Here is a 17,477-nt window from a genome sequence, read left to right as displayed (position 1 = left end):
GGGCCGGGGTGGGGGCAAGCGGCGCCTCCATCGCGCGCTCTGCCTGCCCCCATCCCAACCTTCCCCCAGAGGGGGAAGGAGCAACACCATGAACGCACTGCTGTCCGTCGAAAAGCTCACCCGCCGCTTCGGCGGCCTCACCGCCGTCAACGCCGTCACGCTCGACCTGCACGTCGGCGAGGTCCACGCGGTGATCGGCACCAACGGCGCCGGCAAGTCGACGCTGATCAACATGCTTTCCGGAGAACTAGAAGCCTCCGAAGGCCGCATCGCTCTCGACGGCGTGGACATCACCGGCCGCGCCCAGTCGAAGCGCGCGCGCGACGGCGTGGGCCGCAGCTACCAGCGCACGACCATCTTCCCGGAGTTCAGCGTGCACGAGAACTGCCGGCTCGCCGCGCAGGCCGCCACGCCCAGGCCCTGGGCCTTCTGGCAGCCGTCGCAGGACTGCGCCACCAGCAACGCCACGGCCGACGCCGCGCTCGAAGCCGCCGGCCTCGCCCACGAAGCGCACCGCATCGCCGGCACCATGAGCCACGGCGCGCAGCGCCAGCTCGAAGTGGCGATGTGCCTGGCCACCAACCCGCGCGTGCTGCTGCTCGACGAGCCGCTCGCCGGCATGGGCGCCGAAGAAACCGACCGCATGCTCACGCTGCTCGCGCGGCTGAAGGCCACGCACGCGATCCTGCTGGTGGAGCACGACATGGACGCGGTGTTCCGCATCGCCGACCGCATCACCGTGATGGTGAACGGCACGGTCATCGCCACCGGCAACCCGCAGGAGATCCGCGAGAACCCCGAGGTTCGCACCGCGTATCTGGGCGAGGAACACTGATGCCCCCACGCTCGTCACTTCGTGTATTCGCTGCCCCCCGAGGAGGCGCTGGCCTCCCTTGGGGCGGCCCGGCGGGAGACCACTGATGCTCATCGTTCGCGACCTCAACACCTACTACGGCAACAGCCACATCCTGCGCGGCGTGCACGCCGGCATTCCCACGGCCACTTCGGTGGGCCTGCTCGGGCGCAACGGCATGGGCAAGACCACGCTGATCCGCACGATGATGGGCTACGTGCGCCCCGCCTCGGGCGAAGTGCAGGTCGACGGCCGCACCGTCACCGGCCTGCCGCCCGAGAAGATGGCGCGCCTGGGCATCGGCTACGTGCCCGAAGGGCGCGGCATCTTCCCCAATCTGTCGGTGCGCGAGAACCTCGTGATGAGCGAGCGCGCGGGCATCGACGGCCGGCGCAACTGGACCTTCGACCGCGTGATGGCCACCTTTCCGCGCCTGTCGGAGCGGCTGTCGCACGGCGGCCAGCAGCTGTCGGGCGGCGAGCAGCAGATGCTGTCGATCGGCCGCGCGCTGATGACCAATCCGCGCCTGCTGATCCTCGACGAGGCCACCGAAGGCCTCGCACCGCTGATCGTGGCCGAGATCTGGCGCGTGATCGGCGAGATCCGCGCGACCGGCATCGCGACGCTGATCGTCGACCGCGACTACCGCAAGGTGCTGGCGCACACCGACCTCGCGGTGGTGATGGAGAAGGGGCAGATCGTGCGGCATGGGGCCTCGGCGGATCTGCTCGCCGAGCCGCAGGCGCTGGAGGAATTGCTGGGCGTGTGAAGGCGGGGGAGCCGGCGCTACTCGATGAACCGCCGCAGCCCTTCAAGATCGATCACGGTGATCCCCCCGTACTCGATCCGCAGGAACCCCGCTTCCTTCAACCGGTTCAACGCCGCATTGCACCGCTGACGCGACACGCCCGAGAGATTCGCAATCTCCTCCTGCGAAGTCTGCAGGTGCGGTTCGCTGCCCGGATGCAGCCACGGGTGGAACAGCCCCGCCAGCGCGCGCGCCACCTGGCTGTCGGTGTCGAGCAGCCGGTGCGCCGCATAGTTGCCCATGAACCAGTGCAGCCGCTCGTTGATCTGCTGCAGCAGGAAGTGATCGAAGCCGCGCTGCGTGCGGTGCAGCCACTCGAAGGTTTCCAGCGGCAGCTGCGCCACCCTGCTCGGCCGCAGCGCGATGATGTCGGCCGAACGCGGCAGCGCGCGCAGCAGCGTGCCTTCGCCGAACCAGCTGCCCATCGACAGGCCGCCGAAGGTCACCGAGCGCCCGTCGCTCGAGGTGATCGACCACTTGAGCAGCCCTTCGAGCGTGCCGTACCAGTGCACCGGCGTGTCGCCGCGCCGGCACAGCGCGGCGCCGGCCGCCACATCGACCTCGCGCATCTCGTCGAGCACGCGCTCGCCCGCCGCCACATCGAGCAGCGGGAACCAGGCCGAGCCTTGCAGCAATTGCGGAATCGTCAGCGATGCCGCCTGGGGGGCCGGCTTCGTCGTGGGCATGGAATGAAAGCTCCTGAAGGCGCGGGTGCGTAAACCCTGAGCCCAAATGTCGTCGCGATGACTGAGTGTGCCCGCGCAGCCAAAAATAATAGCGCGCCCCCCATGAAAGACACCAGGAGCCACCGACCATGTCGAAGCGCAAAGTGATCGTGACCATCGCCCCCACCGGCGGCATGGCGCACAAGTCGCAGAACCCCCACCTGCCCACGCAGCCCGCCGAGATCGCCGCCGACGTGCTGCGCTGCTGGAACGCCGGCGCGAGCGTGGTGGCCATCCACGCGCGCCGCCCCGACGACGGCGCCACCTGCAACGCCGAGGTGTACCGCGACATCAACAGCCGCATCCGCGCGCTCGGCAGCGACATCGTGCTCAACAACTCCACCGGCGGTGGCGTGCACGGCGACATGGTGAAACCGCTGGCCGGCGAGCGCTGGGAGATCGCGTGGGAAGAACGCATCAAGGGCATGGACGCCGGCGCCGAGATGTGCACGCTCGACGCCACCACGCTCAACCTGAGCTTCGAGGGCAAGCAGATCCTGATGGACACGCCCATCACGCGCGGGCGCGAACTGGCCGCCGGCATGAAGGCGCGCGGCATCAAGCCCGAGTGGGAGGTGTTCAGCCCCACGCACATCCTGCAGGACACGACCACGCTGATCGAGGAAGGCCACGACGACGAGCCCTACTTCATCAACCTCGTGATGAACGTGCACCGCAACTTCCAGAACGCGATGCCCTACTCGCCGCGCAACCTGCAGATGATGGTCGACACGCTGCCCAAGGGGGCGATCTTCGGCGTGAGCGGCATCGGCATGTCGCAGCTCGAAGCCAACGTCGCGGCGCTGCTGCTGGGCGGCCATGCGCGCGTGGGGCTGGAAGACAACCTCTACTTCCGCCAGGGCGAGCTGGCCACCAACGTGCAGCTCACCGAGCGCATCGTGCGGGTGATCCGCGAGCTCGACATGGAAGTGGCGACGCCGGCCGAGGCGCGGCAGATCATGGGCCTGCCGCGCACGGGCGGTCCGCGGCCCGAGTTCGCGCTGGGCTGAGTGACACGACAACAATGAACGGAGACACGCAGATGAACATTTCCCGCACCGCCCCGGACGTGAAGCGGGTGGCAGTGGTCGGCACCGGCGTGATCGGTGCGAGCTGGGCCGCGTACTTCCTGGCGCACGGGCTCGACGTGAACGCGATCGATCCTTCGCCCGGCGCGGAAGAACGGCTGCGCGAAGCGGTGGCGCAGCACTGGCCGACGCTGCAGCGCTTCGGGCTGGCCGAGGGCGCGTCGGCGGACCGCCTGCGCTTCCACGACAGCCTGGAAGACGCGGTGTCCGTGGCCGACTTCGTGCAGGAGAACGGCCCCGAGCGCATGGATTTCAAGATCGACCTGTTCCGGCGCATGGACGCGGCTGCGCCAGCGGAGACGATCCTCGCATCGAGCTCATCGGGCCTGGCGATCAGCGGCGTGCAGTCGGGCTGCGCGCACCCGCAGCGCGTGGTGCTGGGGCATCCGTTCAATCCGCCGCATCTGATTCCCCTCGTCGAGGTCATCGGCGGCGAGCAGACTTCGGCCGAGGTCGTCGAACGCACGATGGCCTTCTACGCGGCCATCGGCAAGCGGCCGATCCACGTGAAGCGCGAGGTGAAAGGCCACATCGCGAACCGGCTGCAGGCCGCACTGTGGCGCGAGGCGTTCCACCTGGTCAACGAAGGCGTGGCGAGCGTGGCCGATATCGACACGGCCATCGCCCACGGCCCCGGCCTGCGCTGGGCGGTGATGGGGCCGTTCATGAACCTGCATCTGTCGGGCGGCGCGGGCGGCATCGAGCACCTGCTCGCGCATTTGGGCGGGCCGATCGAGGACTGGTGGAAAGACTTGGGTGCGCCGTCGATGACGGCCGAGCTCAGGCAGAAGGTGGTGCAAGGCGTGTCCGAGGAGTTGGGCGCTCGACGCACGGCCGACCTCGAAGCCGCCCGCGACACCCTGCTGTTAGACCTGATTCGCGCCAAGAGCAACACCGGCAGACTCGATTGAAATGACCGACTTCCTCCAAGACGAAAACCTGATCGCCCCGCCCCGCACCGTGCGCATCGACTTCGACGATGGCTCCTTCGCGCTGCGATCGCCAATGGCGCTGAAGCCCTATGCGCGCTGCATCGGCGAATGGATCGAGCGCTGGGCGCATGAGACACCCGACGCACTGGCCTTCGCCGAGCGCGACGAAACAGGCGAAGGCTGGCGCAAGCTCGACTACCGCGCATTGCGTCACGCCGTGGGCGCCGTCGCCCAGGCGCTGCTCGACATGAACCTGCCTCAGGGCCAGCCGGTCGTGATCCTGTCGGACAACGCCATCGACCACGCGGTGCTGATGCTGGCCGCCATGCACATCGGCCGCACCGCGTGCTCGCTGTCGAGCGCCTACTCGCGCATGGCGAAAGACCCGTCGCGGCTGCACGGCATGCTGCAGGCGCTGAAGCCGGGGCTGATCTACGCATCGGATGCGAAGGTGTACGGCGGCTCGCTCGCCGGCTGCGGCGTCGAGGCGGTCACCGTGTTCAGCCGCAACGCCGAGGCGCATCCCGGTGCGATGGCGTTCGAGCGGCTGCTCGCGGCGAAGGAAACGCCCGCCGTCATGCAGGCCTTCGCCGACGTGCTGCCCGACACGCACGCCAAGTACCTGCTGACCTCAGGCTCCACCGGCAAGCCCAAGATCGTCATCAACACGCACCGCATGCTCTGCGCCAACCAGCAGATGATGGCGCAGACCTGGCGCTTCCTCACGCGGGAAGCACCGGTGCTGGTCGACTGGCTGCCCTGGAGCCATACCTTCGGCGCGAACCACAACCTGAACATGGTGCTGTGCCACGGCGGCGCGCTCTACATCGACGAGGGCCGGCCCGCGCCGGGCCTGATCGAGAAGACGGTGCGCAACCTGCGCGAGGTGAAGCCCACGCTGCTGTTCAACGTGCCGCGCGGCTTCGACATGCTGCTGCCCTTTCTCGAAGCCGACGACGCGCTGGCCGCCGAGGTGTTCTCGCGCCTGCGGCTGGCCTTCTACGCGGCGGCGGCGCTCGCGCCTTCCACCTGGCAGCGGCTCGAAGCGGTGGCTGCGCGCGTACGCCCCACCCGGCCGCTGTGGCTCACCACCTCGTGGGGCGCGACCGAGACCTCGCCCGCCATCACCTCCGCACACTGGAAGCTCGACGGTGCCGGCTGCATCGGCGCGCCGCTGCCGGGGCTGGAGCTGAAGTTCGTGCCCAACGGCGAGAAGCTGGAGATGCGCGTGAAGGGCGTCTCGGTGTTTCCGGGCTATCGCGATGCACCGCGCGAGACGGCGCAGGCCTTCGACGAAGAGGGCTACTACCGCATCGGCGACGCCGGCTTCCTCGCGAACCCGGCGCAGCCCGCGCAGGGCGTGATCTTCAACGGCCGCGTGGCGGAAGACTTCAAGCTCTCGAGCGGCACCTGGGTGTCGGTGGGCACGCTGCGCGTCAAGCTGGTGTCGCTGCTCGCGCCGCATGCGCAGGACGTGGTGCTCACCGGCCACGACCGCGACGAGATCGGCATGCTGGTGTTTCCCAGCCCGCAAGGCGCTGCGCTCGCGCCCGATGCCCTGCACGAACGCATCGCTGGCATGCTGCGCGCGCTGCGCGACGAAGGCGCGGGCTCCTCGCAATGCCCGGCCTGCGCATTGGTGCTGGCCGAGCCCCCGAGCCTCGACGCGGGCGAGATCACTGACAAGGGCTACATCAACCAGCGCGCCGTGCTGACGCGCCGCGCGACCGACGTGGCGCGGCTGCATGCGTCCGGCGACGCGCAGGTGGTGCGCCCGGCCTGAACCCCGAATCCCGCCCCTAGGAGACATGGCCATGCAGCACATCACATACGACATCGAAGACACGGTGTGCACGATCACGCTGAACCGCGCGAACAAGCGCAACGCCGTCGACGGTCCCATGGCCGCCGAGCTGCGCGAAGCCTTCGAGCGTTTCGAGGCCGACGACGCGCTGCGCGTCGCGGTGCTGACCGGCGCGGGCGGCAATTTCTGCGCGGGTGCCGATCTCTCGGCCGTGGGCGACCCGGCCCGCCGCAACGAGCTCGATCCCCAAGGCGGCGGCAGCGGCCCGATGGGGCCGACGCGCATGGCGCTGTCGAAGCCGCTGATCGCGGCGGTGAACGGCCACGCGGTGGCCGGCGGCCTCGAACTCGCGCTGCTGGCCGACCTGCGCGTGGCCGACGAGGACGCGGTGTTCGGGGTGTTCTGCCGCCGTTGGGGCGTGCCGCTGATCGACGGCGGCACGGTGCGGCTGCCGCGCATCGTGGGCATGGGCCGCGCGCTCGACATGATTCTTTCGGGCCGTGCAGTGGGCGCGGCCGAGGCGCTGGCGATGGGTCTCGTCAACCGCGTCACGCCACCGGACGGCGCGCTGGCCGCCGCGCAGGAACTGGCCCGCCAGCTCGCTGGGTTCCCGCAGCAATGCATGCTGGCCGACCGCCGCAGCGCCTACGAACAATGGGACCTGCCGCTGGCCGAAGCGCTGCGCCGCGAAGGCGCGCTGGGCGTGCCGATGGTCTTCGCCGAGGGCGAAGCCGGCGCCGCGCGCTTCGCAAGAGGCGCCGGCCGCCACGGCGAGTTCGGGCGCTGAGCGCCTGGCTTCAGCGCCTGGGCGCGGCCTTCTTCTTCGGCTCGCTCCCGCCGCCGAACAGCTTCTCCACCTGCTGCCCCATCCGGGCTCCGATCGCCGTGCCCACGCCCGGCAGCACCGCGCTGCCGATGGCCGCGCCGGTGAGCGCAGCGCCGGTCAACGACAGCTCGGGGTCGCTCATGGTGCCGCTCACCTTGAGCGGGACGCCGACCACGCCGTCGACGAGGTCCACCGCGATCTCGCCGTCGAGCCTGCGGTTGAACAGCTTCAGGTTGCCGCTCGCGGTGAGCACCCCGGAACGGGCCTTGAGGTTGCTGTACTGCATCACCACGCCGTCTTCGGTACCCTGGGTGTCGAGCGTGCCGCTGAGTTCGTCCAGCGCGGTGGTGCCTCCGCGGCTGATGCCGGCGGTGGTGACGGCCTTGGCCACGTCCAGCCGCGTGAGCATGGCGGGCTGCACCGAGAAGGTGGTGCGGGTGTGCAGGCCGCGGATCAGCGCGCCCAGTTCCTCGGCATCGCCGGCCTCGGTCCTGAGCGTGGTATGGCCCGAGACCTTGCCCGCCACCGAAGTGCGGCGGCCAAAGGCCTGCACCAGGCTTTCGATGTCGACCTGGCGCGGCTCCAGCTCGGCCGACACCCGCAATTTGCCGCCGGGCGGCGTCTCGAGGCGGGCGACGCCGTTCCACGTGCCGCCGCCCACCTCGATGCGGGTGCGCCAGCGGTCCTGCCCGTCCAGGCGGTCCAGCCGAAGCCGCGTGAGCGTCGCGGCGCCGGCCCGTTCGAGCCGGGCCTGGCGCGGGCGCCAGCCGGGGTCGAAGCGGATGTCGCCGTCGTAGGCCAGCGCAATATCGCGCCGGTCGATCCAGACCACGTCGCGCCAGCGCAGCTGTGCCAGCGGCACGGGGGCCAGCGTCCACGGCGCGGGCAGCGCCACCAGGTTGCCGCTGTCCTCCTGCGGCTTGGGGCCCTTGCCCCGGAACGCCCGCACCGAGGCGCGCGGCAGCACCAGGCTTTCGATCTCGAGATCGTCAACGGCAACGATGCGCTGCAGCAGCGGCGCGAGCTTCAGCCGCAGGGTCAGGCGGCGCAGGGTGATGGGACGCGGCTGGTCGGTGGCGATCTCGGACAGCGCCAGCACGGGCACCGGCAGCAGCGACCAGTGGGCCCCGCCGACCTTCAGGGCAACGCCGAAGCGCTTCTCGAAGCCTTCGGCGATCTTCGCGGCCACCTCTTCGTCGGAGGGCAGGCGCACACTCACCACCCACACCAGCGCGCCCACGCCCAGCAGCAGCGCTGCGGCGATGCCCAGGAGCCAGCGGCGGACGGGGTGCTTCATCGGTGCAAGCTAGCACGCAAAGGCGACTCGGTTTGTCAGTCGCCATCGCTATAGTTTTGAGTCCCCTTTACAGGCAAGAAGGAAGTACCGAATGCGTATCTGGAAAAAAGAAGTCTCCGTCGAGGAGCTCACCCGCAACCACGTCGGCACCGCCGTCTCCGCGCTGGGCATGGAATTCCTGGAGGTGGGCGACGACTTCATCCGCGCCCGCTGTCCGGTGGACGAGCGCACCCGCCAGCCCTACGGCATCCTGCACGGCGGCGTGTCGGTGGTGCTGGCCGAGACGCTGGGCTCCTGCGGCGCGCACTACTCGGCGCCCGAGGGCGACCGCGCCGTGGGCCTGGACATCAATGCCAATCACATCCGCTCCGTCACCAGCGGCTGGGTCATCGGCACGGCGCGGCCGGTGCACCGCGGCCGCAGCACGCAGGTCTGGCAGATCGAGCTGACGAACGAGGCAGGCGAGCTGACCTGCGTGTCGCGCATCACCATGGCGGTGCTGCAGGCGCGCTGAGCGCCGCTCTTTCGTTCTTCTCTTGCGGCGGTGTTCAGGCCGGGGTTCATCGACCACAATCACGCCCCACCAACAAGAGGAGATGAAAGCAATGTTCAAGTGGACTGAAAGGCCCGCGTCCGCGCTGGCCAACGGCGCGGTCATCGCGCCCGACGAGCGCCTGCCCTGGCTGCAGACCGGCGCCATGGGCGTACAGCACGTCATCGCGATGTTCGGCGCCACGGTGCTGGCGCCGATCCTGATGGGCTTCAACCCCAACATCGCGATCCTGATGAGCGGCATCGGCACGCTGATCTTCTACTTCGTCACCGGCGGCAAGGTGCCGAGCTACCTGGGCTCGAGCTTCGCCTTCATCGGCGTGGTGATCGCGGCCAGCGGCTACGCGGGCAAGGGGCCCAACGCCAACATTGCGGTGGCGCTGGGCGGCATCGTGGCCTGCGGGGTGGTGTACATCCTGATCGGGGCGCTGGTGCAAGCCATTGGCACCGGCTGGATCGAGCGCGTCATGCCGCCGGTGGTCACGGGCGCGGTGGTGGCGGTGATCGGGCTCAACCTCGCGAGCGTGCCGATCAAGAACATGGCGGCCAGCAACTTCGACTCGTGGATGCAGGCCGTGACCTTCCTCTGCGTGGGGCTGGTGGCGGTGTTCACGCGCGGCATGCTGCAGCGCCTGCTGATCCTGGTCGGGCTGGTCCTGGCCACCATCGTCTATGCGATGCTGACCAACATCCTGGGCATGGGCAAGCCGGTCGACCTGAGCGGCATCGCCAATGCGGCCTGGTTCGGCCTGCCGACCTTCACGGCGCCGGTGTTCACGGCCAACGCGATGCTGCTGATCGCCCCCGTGGCGATCATCCTGGTGGCGGAGAACCTCGGTCACCTGAAGGCGGTGACGGCCATGACGGGCCGCAACCTCGACCCGTACATGGGCCGCGCCTTCATCGGCGACGGCATCGCCACGGTGGTGAGCGGCGCGGCCGGCGGCACGGGCGTGACGACCTACGCCGAGAACATCGGCGTGATGGCGGCCACGCGCATCTACTCGACGGCGGTGTTCGTGGTGGCGGCGCTCATCGCGCTGGTGCTGGGCTTCAGCCCGAAGTTTGGCGCGCTGATCCAGGCGATTCCGCTGCCGGTGATGGGCGGCGTGAGCATCGTGGTGTTCGGCCTGATCGCGATCGCGGGCGCCAAGATCTGGGTCGACAACAAGGTCGACTTCTCGCAGAACAGGAACCTGATCGTCGCGGCCATCACGCTGATCATCGGCACCGGCGACTTCACGCTGAAGTTCGGCGACTTCGCGCTCGGTGGCATCGGCACCGCGACCTTCGGCGCGATCCTTCTTTACGCGCTGCTGGGGCGCTCGAAGAACTGACGCAAGGCACCCCGGAAAAGTGCAACCTCGTGAAAGAAGTGTTCTCCCGGGGGCCTGAAGCAGGGCCTGTTCATTGGGGTTTGGCCCGCGCCCGTTAGACTCCAACGCTTTTCGCACCGACGTTTTCCCAATGGCCGATGTCTCCGCCGCGCGCACCAAGGCGGTTTTCGAATTCAAGAGCGCCACGCTGCCGCTGATCGCAGTGATCCTCAAGACGTCCGACCTGGACGTGCTGGCCGAGGCGCTCGACGCCCAGCTGGCCGATTCGCCCGACTTCTTCGAGCAGGAGCCGGTGGTGATCGATCTCTCGCTGCTGCAGGAAGAGCAAGGCGAGGGCGAACTCGACTTCGCCGCCCTGCGCGGCCTGCTGGCGCGCCACCAGACCCAACCCATCGCAGTGCGCGGCGGCAACGCCGGGCAGAACGCCGCGGCGCGCGCCGCAGGCCTCTCGGTGGCGGCCATGCCCGCGGCCCCCGCGCCCCGTGCCCCGGCGCCGCCGGCCGAGGCGCCCGCATCGGAAGCCCCGCAGATCGTGCGCGAAGTGCCGGTGCCGGCCAACGGCACGCTGCTGATCGACAAGCCGCTGCGTTCGGGCCAGCAGGTCTACGCCCGTGGCGGCGACGTGGTGGTGACCGCGGTGGTGAGCTTCGGCGCCGAAGTCATCGCCGACGGCAACGTGCATGTGTACGCACCGCTGCGAGGCAAGGCCATTGCCGGCGCACGCGGCAACACCGAGGCGCGGATCTTCTCGACCTGCATGGAAGCGCAGCTGGTGGCCATCGCCGGCATCTACCGGACCAACGAAGTCGCGCTGCCCGACACGGTGCTGGGAAAATCGGCCCAGGTGCGCCTGGACGGCAAAAAAATAGCGATCGACCCGATTCCCTGAGCCCCCTCACGGAACGCGGCGATCCTGACAACCAACAACTGAATCGAAACAAGAAGGAATGGCCATGGCCAAAATTGTGGTGGTGACTTCGGGCAAGGGCGGCGTCGGCAAGACGACGACGAGCGCCAGCTTCGCGTCGGGCCTCGCGCTCGCGGGCAAGAAAACGGCGGTGATCGACTTCGACGTGGGCCTGCGCAACCTCGACCTGATCATGGGCTGCGAACGCCGCGTGGTGTATGACCTGATCAACGTCATCCAGGGCGAAGCCAACCTGAGCCAGGCACTCATCAAGGACAAGCAGTGCGACAACCTGTTCGTGCTGGCCGCCTCGCAGACGCGTGACAAGGAAGCGCTCACGCAGGAGGGCGTCGAGAAGGTGCTGACCGACCTCGCCGCGATGGAGTTCGACTACATCGTCTGCGACTCGCCGGCGGGCATCGAGACCGGTGCCATGATGGCCATGCACTTCGCCGATGAGGCACTGATCGTCACCAACCCCGAAGTCTCCTCGGTGCGCGACTCGGACCGCATCCTGGGCATGCTCAGCAGCAAGACCAAGCGCGCCAAGGAAGGCGGCGACCCGATCAAGGAGCACCTGCTGATCACCCGCTACAACCCGAACCGGGTGGCGGGCGGACAGATGCTCTCGCTGGAAGACATCCAGGACATCCTGCGCATCAAGCTCATCGGCGTGATCCCCGAGTCGGAAAGCGTGCTGCATGCCTCGAACCAGGGCGTGCCCGCGATCCACGACAAGGAAACCGACGTGGCGCAGGCCTACAGCGACGTGGTGGCGCGCTTCCTCGGAGAGGACAAGCCGATGCGCTTCGTCGACGCCGAGAAGCCCAGCTTCTTCAAGCGGATCTTCGGAGGCAAGTAGGCATGTCGTTTCTCTCGTTCCTGCTTGGCGAGAAGAAGAAGACTGCAAGCGTCGCGAAAGAGCGCCTGCAGATCATCCTCGCGCACGAGCGCTCCAGCCTCAGCGGCAAGAAGCGCCCCGACTATCTGCCCGAACTCCAGCGCGAGCTGGTGGCGGTGATTTCCAAGTACGTGTCGATCAACGCCGACGACATCAAGGTGCACCTGGAAACCCAGGACAACCTCGAAGTGCTCGACATCAAGATCGAGCTGCCCGACCCGGCGCCGGCGCGCTGACGGGTTTCGCGGGCCTCAGCGCACGGGGTCCGCAAGAAAGCGCAGCACCTGCTCGAGCACCTCCGGCGCCTGGAGGATGCGGCGGTGCCCGAGCCCCTGCGTGGCCGCCAGCTGCGCGCCGCGGATCGCATCGCGGTAGGCCTCGGCATCGGCGAAGCGGTTCACGCGGTCGTCGCGGTCGTGCACGATCAGCGTCGGCTGCACGATGCGCGGGCCCACGGCGGCCGGCTCCAGCTGCGCCATCAGGACCCCTTCACGCGATTCGAGCAGCCGCTGCATCGCCCCGCGCGTGGCTTCGCTGAGGCCGAAGGTGTGCGCGAAGTAGCGCGTGTATTCGCGCGGCGAAGCAGGCGGCGCCAGCAGCACGAGGCGCTGCGCCGGAAGGCCGCGCGCCGCCGCAAGAGCGAGCCCGTTGGCGCCCAGCGAATGCGCGACGGCGGCGCGCAACGCGTGGCCATCGGCCGCGAGCCGGGCTGCCACGTAGGCGATGGCGCGTGCGAACTGCGGCGAGTTGCTCATCGTGCCCGCGCTGCGGCCATGCGCCGGCAGCTCGAGCAGCACGGGCCGCAGCCCTGCCGCAGCCACGGCCTGCGCGAGCGGCAGCATCTGCCCCGCGTGCCCGCCCCAGCCGTGCACCAGCAGCACCACGGGCGCCGACTCCGCACCCGAGTCCTGCGCGGCCAGGTGGTAGATGCCGACGCCCGCGTCCTCGAAGGCCCAGCCCTCGCGGCGCCATTCCGCGCCGGGGGCCTGGCCGCGATAGAGCCACTTGGGCGGCAGCGGCGTGCCAAACAGGCGATACGCGGCGCGCACGCCGAGTGCGGGCCAGAGCCGCTGCGAGGTGGTCAGGCCGAAGCGCAGCGCGCGCATCGTGCGGCTGGGCCGGTAGTAGTTCGACTGCGCGGCATGGCCGGCGGCCGGCGTGGAAGTGGTCGTCATGGCGTGGCGTTCCTTCCGGGCGTTCAGTACCAGACCCAGTCGCGGTTGCTGCGAGGCAGGCTGCGCAGGGTGTCGCGCAAGCCCTTCGCGCCGAGGACGGCCGCATAGGCGGCGAGAAAGAGGGCGATGATCAGCATGGTGCTTCTCCTTTTTATCGCACATCCGTGCGAAATTCTGGCAAATGGAAACGTCGAGGACGGCCTGCTTCGTGGCCGGCTCAGGCGAGATAACTGGAAAGAAGCCGCTGCCAGGTCTGCACGGCGCGCTCGGCGGCCTGTGGATCGCGCAGGAAGCGCGCGTCGTGCAACTGGGTCATGGTCACGCCGTTGAGCTCGCTCACGAGCTGCGCGGGGTCGGTGTCGGCCTTGAGTTCGCCGGTCTCGATGGCCTGCAGCACGGTACGGCGCAGCGCGGCGCGCCAGCGCGTGATTTCGTCGAACAGCATGTCGCGCAGCTCGCCCTCGCGGTCATCGAACTCGAAGGCACCGGCCATGTAGAGGCATCCGGTGTGCATCTCGACATCGCGCGTGCGGGCGATCCAGCGCGCGACGATCTCGTTGAGCCGCGCCAAGCCCTTCGGCTTCTGCATGGCGGGCACGAACACCTCGGCCAGGAAGCCGCGGCCGTACTCCTCGATGACGGCCTTCTGCAGCGCCTCGCGCGAACCCACGCGGGAGAACACGCCGCTCTTGGAAAGGCCCAGCCGGCTCGCGACGGCCTGCAGCGTGATCGCCTCCAGGCCTTCGGCCAGCGCAAGGTTCATCGCCGCGCCGACGATGGCGGCGCGAGTGAGTTCGCTTTTCTGGGTCTTGGCGTCCATGCCGCAAACTTTAGCACACTCGTGCGAAATTGCAAACAAGCCCTGCTGGAGTGCCTTAAAGATGTTTTGCTCATGTGAAACCAACAAACGCATCGTTCCCCGAACGAGCCCTTGTGCCGAGAATCCGCGGTCGGCCCCAGCCGGGGCTCCATGACTCTTCTCGCGCCAGATGAACTTCCAGCAACTGCGCTCGGTACGCGAGGCCGTTCGTTGCGGCTTCAACCTGACCGAAGTCGCCCACACCCTTCACACTTCGCAGCCCGGCGTGAGCCGGCAGATCCGCGAGCTCGAGGAAGAGCTCGGCATCGAACTCTTCGTGCGCGCGGGCAAGCGGCTCACGGGGCTCACCGAGCCGGGCGGGCACGTGCTGCCGATCATCGAGCGCATGCTGATGGAGAGCAGCAACCTCAAGCACGCGGGCCAGGAGTTCGTCGCGCAGCAGAGCGGCCTGCTCTCGGTGGCGGCCACGCACTCGCAGGCGCGCTATGCGATGCCGGTGGCGGTGCAGGAATTCCGCATGCAGTTTCCGAACGTGAAACTGCACCTGCACCAGGGCTCGCCCAAGCAGATCGCGCAGATGCTGCTCGACGGCGAGGCCGACGTGGGCATTGCCACGGAAGCGCTGGGCGACTACCCGCAGCTTGTTGCCCTGCCCTGCTACCGCTGGACGCATTCCGTGGTCGTGCCGCCGGGGCATCCGCTGCTCGACGCGCCACTGACGCTCGACGCGCTCACGCGCTACCCGCTGATCACCTACGACACGGGCTTCACGGGCCGCTCGCGCATCGACGAGGCCTTCGGGCAGCGCGGGCTGCAGCCCAACATCGTGCTTGCTGCGATGGACGCCGACGTGATCAAGACCTACGTGCAGCTGGGCCTTGGCGTAGGCATCGTGGCCGGCGTGGCCTACGAGGCCGAGCGCGACACGCAGCTGCGCGCACTCGATGCAGGGCGGCTGTTCGGCATCAACCTCACCAAGCTCGCGGTGCGGCGCGGCACCTACCTGCGCAAGTACGTCCATGCCTTCATCGAGTCGTTCGCACCGACGCTGACGCGCGCCGTGGTGGAGAAGGCATTGGGCGACGATGCCGGGGCCTCGCACTACGAAATCTAGGCCTTGTCCAGCGGCTGTTGCGCGGTGTGTACTGCAGGCGGCAGGGGGGTTTAAAAAGAAGCATGCAGCTTCACACAGGGAGCGTACATTCTGATTAATTCCCTGGCTTCCTGGAAACGGATCAGCAATGGCATCGACCTCGCAGCAGCAACAGCAAACAAGGGCCGCCCTCAAGGCGGCCGATGCAGCCGAACGGCGCGAGCGGTTGAGACGGGCATTGCCTGCAACGGTCGAATTGCTGCAAAGCCGCCAGGCAGACCGCATCGACGATGCTGACATCGACGCGTACGTGAGCCTCAACTGGCTCGAATGGCATGGTGGCGGCCTTCGGCTGACCATCACCGGGCGCAACGTCTGCGCCCAGTCGGTGCCCACTGCGCTGGTCTGAAAAAACGCCGCAGGCCTCGCGGCCTGCGGCGCTCGTCCATTGCGAAGAACGACGTTTGTTTACTGGCCTGCGATGATGTTCGCGATCACTCCGGTGGCAATCGCCGCGAGCACGAAGTCACCGCCCACCCCCACCCATTGGTAGCCCCGCGGCGGCTGCTGCAGGCGATAGGCACGCCAGTCCTGCACCACGTAGTTGCGGCCTCGGTACTCGGCCGGCACGCGGCCGCCACGGCGCCATTCGGCGTGCGGCTGCGGGAAGCCACGTCGATCGAACTGGCGGCCGTCGCGGAAGTCCTGGTTGCCGCGGTAGTAGCCGCCTTGCGGACCGTGCCGGTCGAAGTTGCGATCGCGCTGGTCGCGCTGGTCGCGCTGATCCCGCTGTTCGTAGCGGCCGTCGCCCGGACGGCCATCGCCGTGACGGTCCTGCGCAAAGGCGCTCCCCGCCGCCATGCACATCGCGAGCGCTGCAGCGACGACGGCCATGCTCTTTGAATTGGTGATCATCTGGAAATCCTTCATGCGTTGATGACGAATTCATTGTGGGCCGCGCATGTGTCCGCTACGGACGCTTCGGGTCGCGGACAGGTGAAGTCCGGTAAGCGCCGGTATCCGCGCGGCGCCTTGTCCTTCAAGGAGGCGCGTCGAGCCTCTCGCACGAGTGCCGCTGCCCTCCTCCATTCACTGGCAAGGGACAAGCGCCTGCGCCCTGCGAGCGGCGTTTAAGCTGCGCGCCACATGAAGCGAAGACACCTCCTCCACCTGCTGGCCAGCGCACCTGCCATGGCCGCTCTGGTGGCCTGCGGCAAGCGCAGGGGCTCGGCCGCCGCGCTGAAATCCGATGCCCGCGTGCTGGCCTTGGGTGACAGCCTGACCTACGGCTACGGCGCGCCGCCCAATGCGGCGTGGCCCGTGAAGCTGGGCGAGCTCACGGGCTGGCAGATCGAGAACGCAGGCATCAACGGCGACACCTCGGATGGCGCGCTGCAACGCCTGCCAGGGCTGCTGGGCGCGGGCAGCTATGACGCGATCCTGATCGGCATCGGCGGCAACGACATGCTGCGCGGCATGTCGGCCGCGGCCACGCGCGACAACATCGCGGCCCTGGTCAGTGAAGCGCGGGCGCACACGCCATACGTCGCGCTGCTGGCCACGCCGGCGCCCGACGCCATGCGCGCGGCGATCGGCTCGCTCAGCGATGCACCGTTCTACGAAGAGATCGCGAAGTCGGGGCAGGCGCTGCTCGTGGCGAACGTGTATTCGAGCGTGCTGTCGGATGCGTCGCTGCGCTCCGATCGCATCCATGCCAATGCACGAGGCTATGAAAAGGTCGCGCAGCTGCTGGCGGAGCAGCTCAAGGCCGCGGGCTGGCGCTGATCAGGCGTTCAGCAAGTCGACGTAGGCACCCAGCACCAGCTGGTCGGCGCCCACGCCCAGCTGCGCCATGAGCGCATGCGCTTCTGCGATGCCGGCCTCGGACGATTCGCCTTCTTCCAGCACCACCTCGAGCTCGAGGAATTCACCGAGGCCTTCCACGCGGTCGAGGTGCACGCGCGTGCGGCCGACCATGAACACCCGGCGCTGCTTGCGCACGCGGCCCGCCTGCCCCCACGCGAGCGCGAGCGATTCGCGCAGCACGTCTGGCGTGGCACACGGCGTGATCAGGTAGAACGATTCCTTCGGGCCGCTGCTGTTGGCGCGGCGATAGAAGATCAGCTCGGCACGGCCAGGCGCGAAGGTGCGCAGCTTGAGGCGGTCAGCGCTGTCGGCGCAGCGGAAGAAAGTGTCGTCCTGCGCGATCTCGACGGGGCCGTGGTCGGCCAGCGTCTCGGCGATGCGCGCCACGCGTTCCACGCTGTCGATGCGGGCCTTGATTTCGATGTTTCTTGCCATATCAGGCTCTCCCCCAGGCTTCGCGCACTTCGTGTCGCTTCGCCACCCCCCTTCCGGG

Annotated in this window: 20 protein-coding genes; 14 read left to right on the top strand and 6 right to left on the bottom strand. The window is 68.5% G+C overall.

The window, feature by feature from the left end; genetic code table 11:
- Nucleotides 1-88 precede the first annotated feature (88 nt).
- Both PMI12_RS21925 and PMI12_RS21920 read left to right on the top strand, forming a co-directional pair.
- Entirely contained in the window at nucleotides 89-835 is a 747-nt protein-coding gene (locus PMI12_RS21925) for an ABC transporter ATP-binding protein (RefSeq protein WP_007836839.1), read from the top strand.
- An 85-nt stretch (nucleotides 836-920) separates the two neighbouring features.
- A complete protein-coding gene (locus PMI12_RS21920) occupies nucleotides 921-1,622 on the top strand; it encodes an ABC transporter ATP-binding protein (RefSeq protein WP_007836838.1) in 702 nt (233 codons plus the stop codon).
- A gap of 17 nt (nucleotides 1,623-1,639) precedes the next feature.
- Here PMI12_RS21920 and PMI12_RS21915 read toward each other — a convergent pair whose 3' ends face one another.
- On the bottom strand, nucleotides 1,640-2,347 hold the full coding sequence (locus tag PMI12_RS21915) for a Crp/Fnr family transcriptional regulator (protein ID WP_007836837.1): 708 nt from the start codon (nucleotides 2,345-2,347) through the stop codon (nucleotides 1,640-1,642).
- A 128-nt stretch (nucleotides 2,348-2,475) separates the two neighbouring features.
- On the opposite strand from PMI12_RS21915, the gene PMI12_RS21910 reads away from it, so the two are divergent.
- From PMI12_RS21910 to PMI12_RS21895, 4 genes are read left to right on the top strand one after another with little or no spacing between them, the layout of a single operon-like run.
- Nucleotides 2,476-3,396 carry a 3-keto-5-aminohexanoate cleavage protein gene (locus tag PMI12_RS21910; RefSeq protein ID WP_007836836.1) on the top strand — a complete coding sequence of 307 codons (921 nt, stop codon included), beginning with the start codon at nucleotides 2,476-2,478 and terminating at the stop codon, nucleotides 3,394-3,396.
- 32 nt (nucleotides 3,397-3,428) lie between these two features.
- Complete coding sequence (locus tag PMI12_RS21905; protein WP_007836834.1) at nucleotides 3,429-4,385, top strand: 3-hydroxyacyl-CoA dehydrogenase NAD-binding domain-containing protein; 957 nt, start codon at nucleotides 3,429-3,431, stop codon at nucleotides 4,383-4,385.
- Nucleotide 4,386: 1 nt separating this feature from the next.
- A complete protein-coding gene (locus PMI12_RS21900) occupies nucleotides 4,387-6,189 on the top strand; it encodes a feruloyl-CoA synthase (protein WP_007836833.1) in 1,803 nt (600 codons plus the stop codon).
- A gap of 31 nt (nucleotides 6,190-6,220) precedes the next feature.
- Nucleotides 6,221-6,997, top strand: coding sequence for a crotonase/enoyl-CoA hydratase family protein (locus PMI12_RS21895; RefSeq protein ID WP_007836831.1), 777 nt, complete (start codon nucleotides 6,221-6,223; stop codon nucleotides 6,995-6,997).
- Between the two features lie 10 nt (nucleotides 6,998-7,007).
- Here the strand turns inward: PMI12_RS21895 and PMI12_RS21890 are convergent, their stop codons facing one another.
- Nucleotides 7,008-8,333 (bottom strand): hypothetical protein, encoded by a 1,326-nt coding sequence (locus tag PMI12_RS21890; protein WP_007836829.1) that lies wholly within the window; start codon nucleotides 8,331-8,333, stop codon nucleotides 7,008-7,010.
- A 91-nt stretch (nucleotides 8,334-8,424) separates the two neighbouring features.
- Between PMI12_RS21890 and PMI12_RS21885 the strand changes: the two genes are divergently transcribed.
- The 5 genes from PMI12_RS21885 to minE all read left to right on the top strand — a co-directional run bounded on the left by PMI12_RS21885 (nucleotide 8,425) and on the right by minE (nucleotide 12,266).
- Entirely contained in the window at nucleotides 8,425-8,847 is a 423-nt protein-coding gene (locus PMI12_RS21885; RefSeq protein ID WP_007836828.1) for a hotdog fold thioesterase, read from the top strand.
- Between the two features lie 91 nt (nucleotides 8,848-8,938).
- Nucleotides 8,939-10,222: a solute carrier family 23 protein gene (locus tag PMI12_RS21880; RefSeq protein ID WP_007836827.1), complete on the top strand. Its 1,284-nt coding sequence runs from the start codon at nucleotides 8,939-8,941 to the stop codon at nucleotides 10,220-10,222.
- 130 nt (nucleotides 10,223-10,352) lie between these two features.
- On the top strand, nucleotides 10,353-11,111 hold the full coding sequence (gene minC, locus PMI12_RS21875; RefSeq protein ID WP_007836826.1) for a septum site-determining protein MinC: 759 nt from the start codon (nucleotides 10,353-10,355) through the stop codon (nucleotides 11,109-11,111).
- A gap of 64 nt (nucleotides 11,112-11,175) precedes the next feature.
- On the top strand, nucleotides 11,176-11,991 hold the full coding sequence (gene minD / locus PMI12_RS21870) for a septum site-determining protein MinD (RefSeq protein ID WP_007836825.1): 816 nt from the start codon (nucleotides 11,176-11,178) through the stop codon (nucleotides 11,989-11,991).
- Nucleotides 11,992-11,993: 2 nt separating this feature from the next.
- The gene (minE, locus tag PMI12_RS21865) at nucleotides 11,994-12,266 is read left to right on the top strand and encodes a cell division topological specificity factor MinE (protein WP_007836823.1); all 273 of its coding nucleotides are present in this window, start codon (nucleotides 11,994-11,996) and stop codon (nucleotides 12,264-12,266) included.
- A 15-nt stretch (nucleotides 12,267-12,281) separates the two neighbouring features.
- Here minE and PMI12_RS21860 read toward each other — a convergent pair whose 3' ends face one another.
- On the bottom strand, nucleotides 12,282-13,205 hold the full coding sequence (locus PMI12_RS21860; RefSeq protein ID WP_007836821.1) for an alpha/beta fold hydrolase: 924 nt from the start codon (nucleotides 13,203-13,205) through the stop codon (nucleotides 12,282-12,284).
- 217 nt (nucleotides 13,206-13,422) lie between these two features.
- Nucleotides 13,423-14,025: a TetR/AcrR family transcriptional regulator gene (locus PMI12_RS21855; RefSeq protein ID WP_007836818.1), complete on the bottom strand. Its 603-nt coding sequence runs from the start codon at nucleotides 14,023-14,025 to the stop codon at nucleotides 13,423-13,425.
- Nucleotides 14,026-14,194: 169 nt separating this feature from the next.
- On the opposite strand from PMI12_RS21855, the gene PMI12_RS21850 reads away from it, so the two are divergent.
- Entirely contained in the window at nucleotides 14,195-15,139 is a 945-nt protein-coding gene (locus PMI12_RS21850) for a CysB family HTH-type transcriptional regulator (protein WP_007836816.1), read from the top strand.
- A 127-nt stretch (nucleotides 15,140-15,266) separates the two neighbouring features.
- Nucleotides 15,267-15,527, top strand: coding sequence for a hypothetical protein (locus tag PMI12_RS21845; protein WP_007836814.1), 261 nt, complete (start codon nucleotides 15,267-15,269; stop codon nucleotides 15,525-15,527).
- A 59-nt stretch (nucleotides 15,528-15,586) separates the two neighbouring features.
- Here PMI12_RS21845 and PMI12_RS21840 read toward each other — a convergent pair whose 3' ends face one another.
- Nucleotides 15,587-16,033, bottom strand: a complete 447-nt coding sequence (locus PMI12_RS21840; protein ID WP_007836812.1) for an RcnB family protein — start codon at nucleotides 16,031-16,033, stop codon at nucleotides 15,587-15,589.
- 231 nt (nucleotides 16,034-16,264) lie between these two features.
- On the opposite strand from PMI12_RS21840, the gene PMI12_RS21835 reads away from it, so the two are divergent.
- Nucleotides 16,265-16,903: a GDSL-type esterase/lipase family protein gene (locus PMI12_RS21835; RefSeq protein WP_042673987.1), complete on the top strand. Its 639-nt coding sequence runs from the start codon at nucleotides 16,265-16,267 to the stop codon at nucleotides 16,901-16,903.
- On the opposite strand, the gene PMI12_RS21830 is transcribed toward PMI12_RS21835, so the two are convergent.
- The gene (locus tag PMI12_RS21830) at nucleotides 16,904-17,419 is read right to left on the bottom strand and encodes a class IV adenylate cyclase (RefSeq protein WP_007836808.1); all 516 of its coding nucleotides are present in this window, start codon (nucleotides 17,417-17,419) and stop codon (nucleotides 16,904-16,906) included.
- Between the last annotated feature and the right edge of the window lie 58 nt (nucleotides 17,420-17,477).

The organism is Variovorax sp. CF313 (assembly GCF_000282635.1).
In the GTDB taxonomy this organism is placed as follows: Bacteria; Pseudomonadota; Gammaproteobacteria; order Burkholderiales; family Burkholderiaceae_C; genus Variovorax.
Note: the sequence above shows the minus strand (reverse complement) of the source record. Positions and strands in the feature narration are given on the sequence as shown.

Excerpts from the sequence above, each read along its gene's own strand:
- PMI12_RS21860 (WP_007836821.1), bottom strand. The coding sequence starts at position 13,205 with ATGACGACCACTTCCACGCCGGCCGCCGGCCATGCCGCGCAGTCGAAC.
- minD (WP_007836825.1), top strand. The coding sequence starts at position 11,176 with ATGGCCAAAATTGTGGTGGTGACTTCGGGCAAGGGCGGCGTCGGCAAG.
- PMI12_RS21840 (WP_007836812.1), bottom strand. The coding sequence starts at position 16,033 with ATGATCACCAATTCAAAGAGCATGGCCGTCGTCGCTGCAGCGCTCGCG.
- PMI12_RS21845 (WP_007836814.1), top strand. The coding sequence starts at position 15,267 with ATGGCATCGACCTCGCAGCAGCAACAGCAAACAAGGGCCGCCCTCAAG.
- PMI12_RS21850 (WP_007836816.1), top strand. The coding sequence starts at position 14,195 with ATGAACTTCCAGCAACTGCGCTCGGTACGCGAGGCCGTTCGTTGCGGC.
- PMI12_RS21880 (WP_007836827.1), top strand. The coding sequence starts at position 8,939 with ATGTTCAAGTGGACTGAAAGGCCCGCGTCCGCGCTGGCCAACGGCGCG.
- PMI12_RS21895 (WP_007836831.1), top strand. The coding sequence starts at position 6,221 with ATGCAGCACATCACATACGACATCGAAGACACGGTGTGCACGATCACG.
- PMI12_RS21920 (WP_007836838.1), top strand. The coding sequence starts at position 921 with ATGCTCATCGTTCGCGACCTCAACACCTACTACGGCAACAGCCACATC.
- PMI12_RS21900 (WP_007836833.1), top strand. The coding sequence starts at position 4,387 with ATGACCGACTTCCTCCAAGACGAAAACCTGATCGCCCCGCCCCGCACC.
- PMI12_RS21910 (WP_007836836.1), top strand. The coding sequence starts at position 2,476 with ATGTCGAAGCGCAAAGTGATCGTGACCATCGCCCCCACCGGCGGCATG.
- PMI12_RS21925 (WP_007836839.1), top strand. The coding sequence starts at position 89 with ATGAACGCACTGCTGTCCGTCGAAAAGCTCACCCGCCGCTTCGGCGGC.
- PMI12_RS21830 (WP_007836808.1), bottom strand. The coding sequence starts at position 17,419 with ATGGCAAGAAACATCGAAATCAAGGCCCGCATCGACAGCGTGGAACGC.
- PMI12_RS21835 (WP_042673987.1), top strand. The coding sequence starts at position 16,265 with ATGAAGCGAAGACACCTCCTCCACCTGCTGGCCAGCGCACCTGCCATG.
- minC (WP_007836826.1), top strand. The coding sequence starts at position 10,353 with ATGGCCGATGTCTCCGCCGCGCGCACCAAGGCGGTTTTCGAATTCAAG.
- PMI12_RS21890 (WP_007836829.1), bottom strand. The coding sequence starts at position 8,333 with ATGAAGCACCCCGTCCGCCGCTGGCTCCTGGGCATCGCCGCAGCGCTG.
- PMI12_RS21855 (WP_007836818.1), bottom strand. The coding sequence starts at position 14,025 with ATGGACGCCAAGACCCAGAAAAGCGAACTCACTCGCGCCGCCATCGTC.
- PMI12_RS21915 (WP_007836837.1), bottom strand. The coding sequence starts at position 2,347 with ATGCCCACGACGAAGCCGGCCCCCCAGGCGGCATCGCTGACGATTCCG.
- minE (WP_007836823.1), top strand. The coding sequence starts at position 11,994 with ATGTCGTTTCTCTCGTTCCTGCTTGGCGAGAAGAAGAAGACTGCAAGC.
- PMI12_RS21905 (WP_007836834.1), top strand. The coding sequence starts at position 3,429 with ATGAACATTTCCCGCACCGCCCCGGACGTGAAGCGGGTGGCAGTGGTC.
- PMI12_RS21885 (WP_007836828.1), top strand. The coding sequence starts at position 8,425 with ATGCGTATCTGGAAAAAAGAAGTCTCCGTCGAGGAGCTCACCCGCAAC.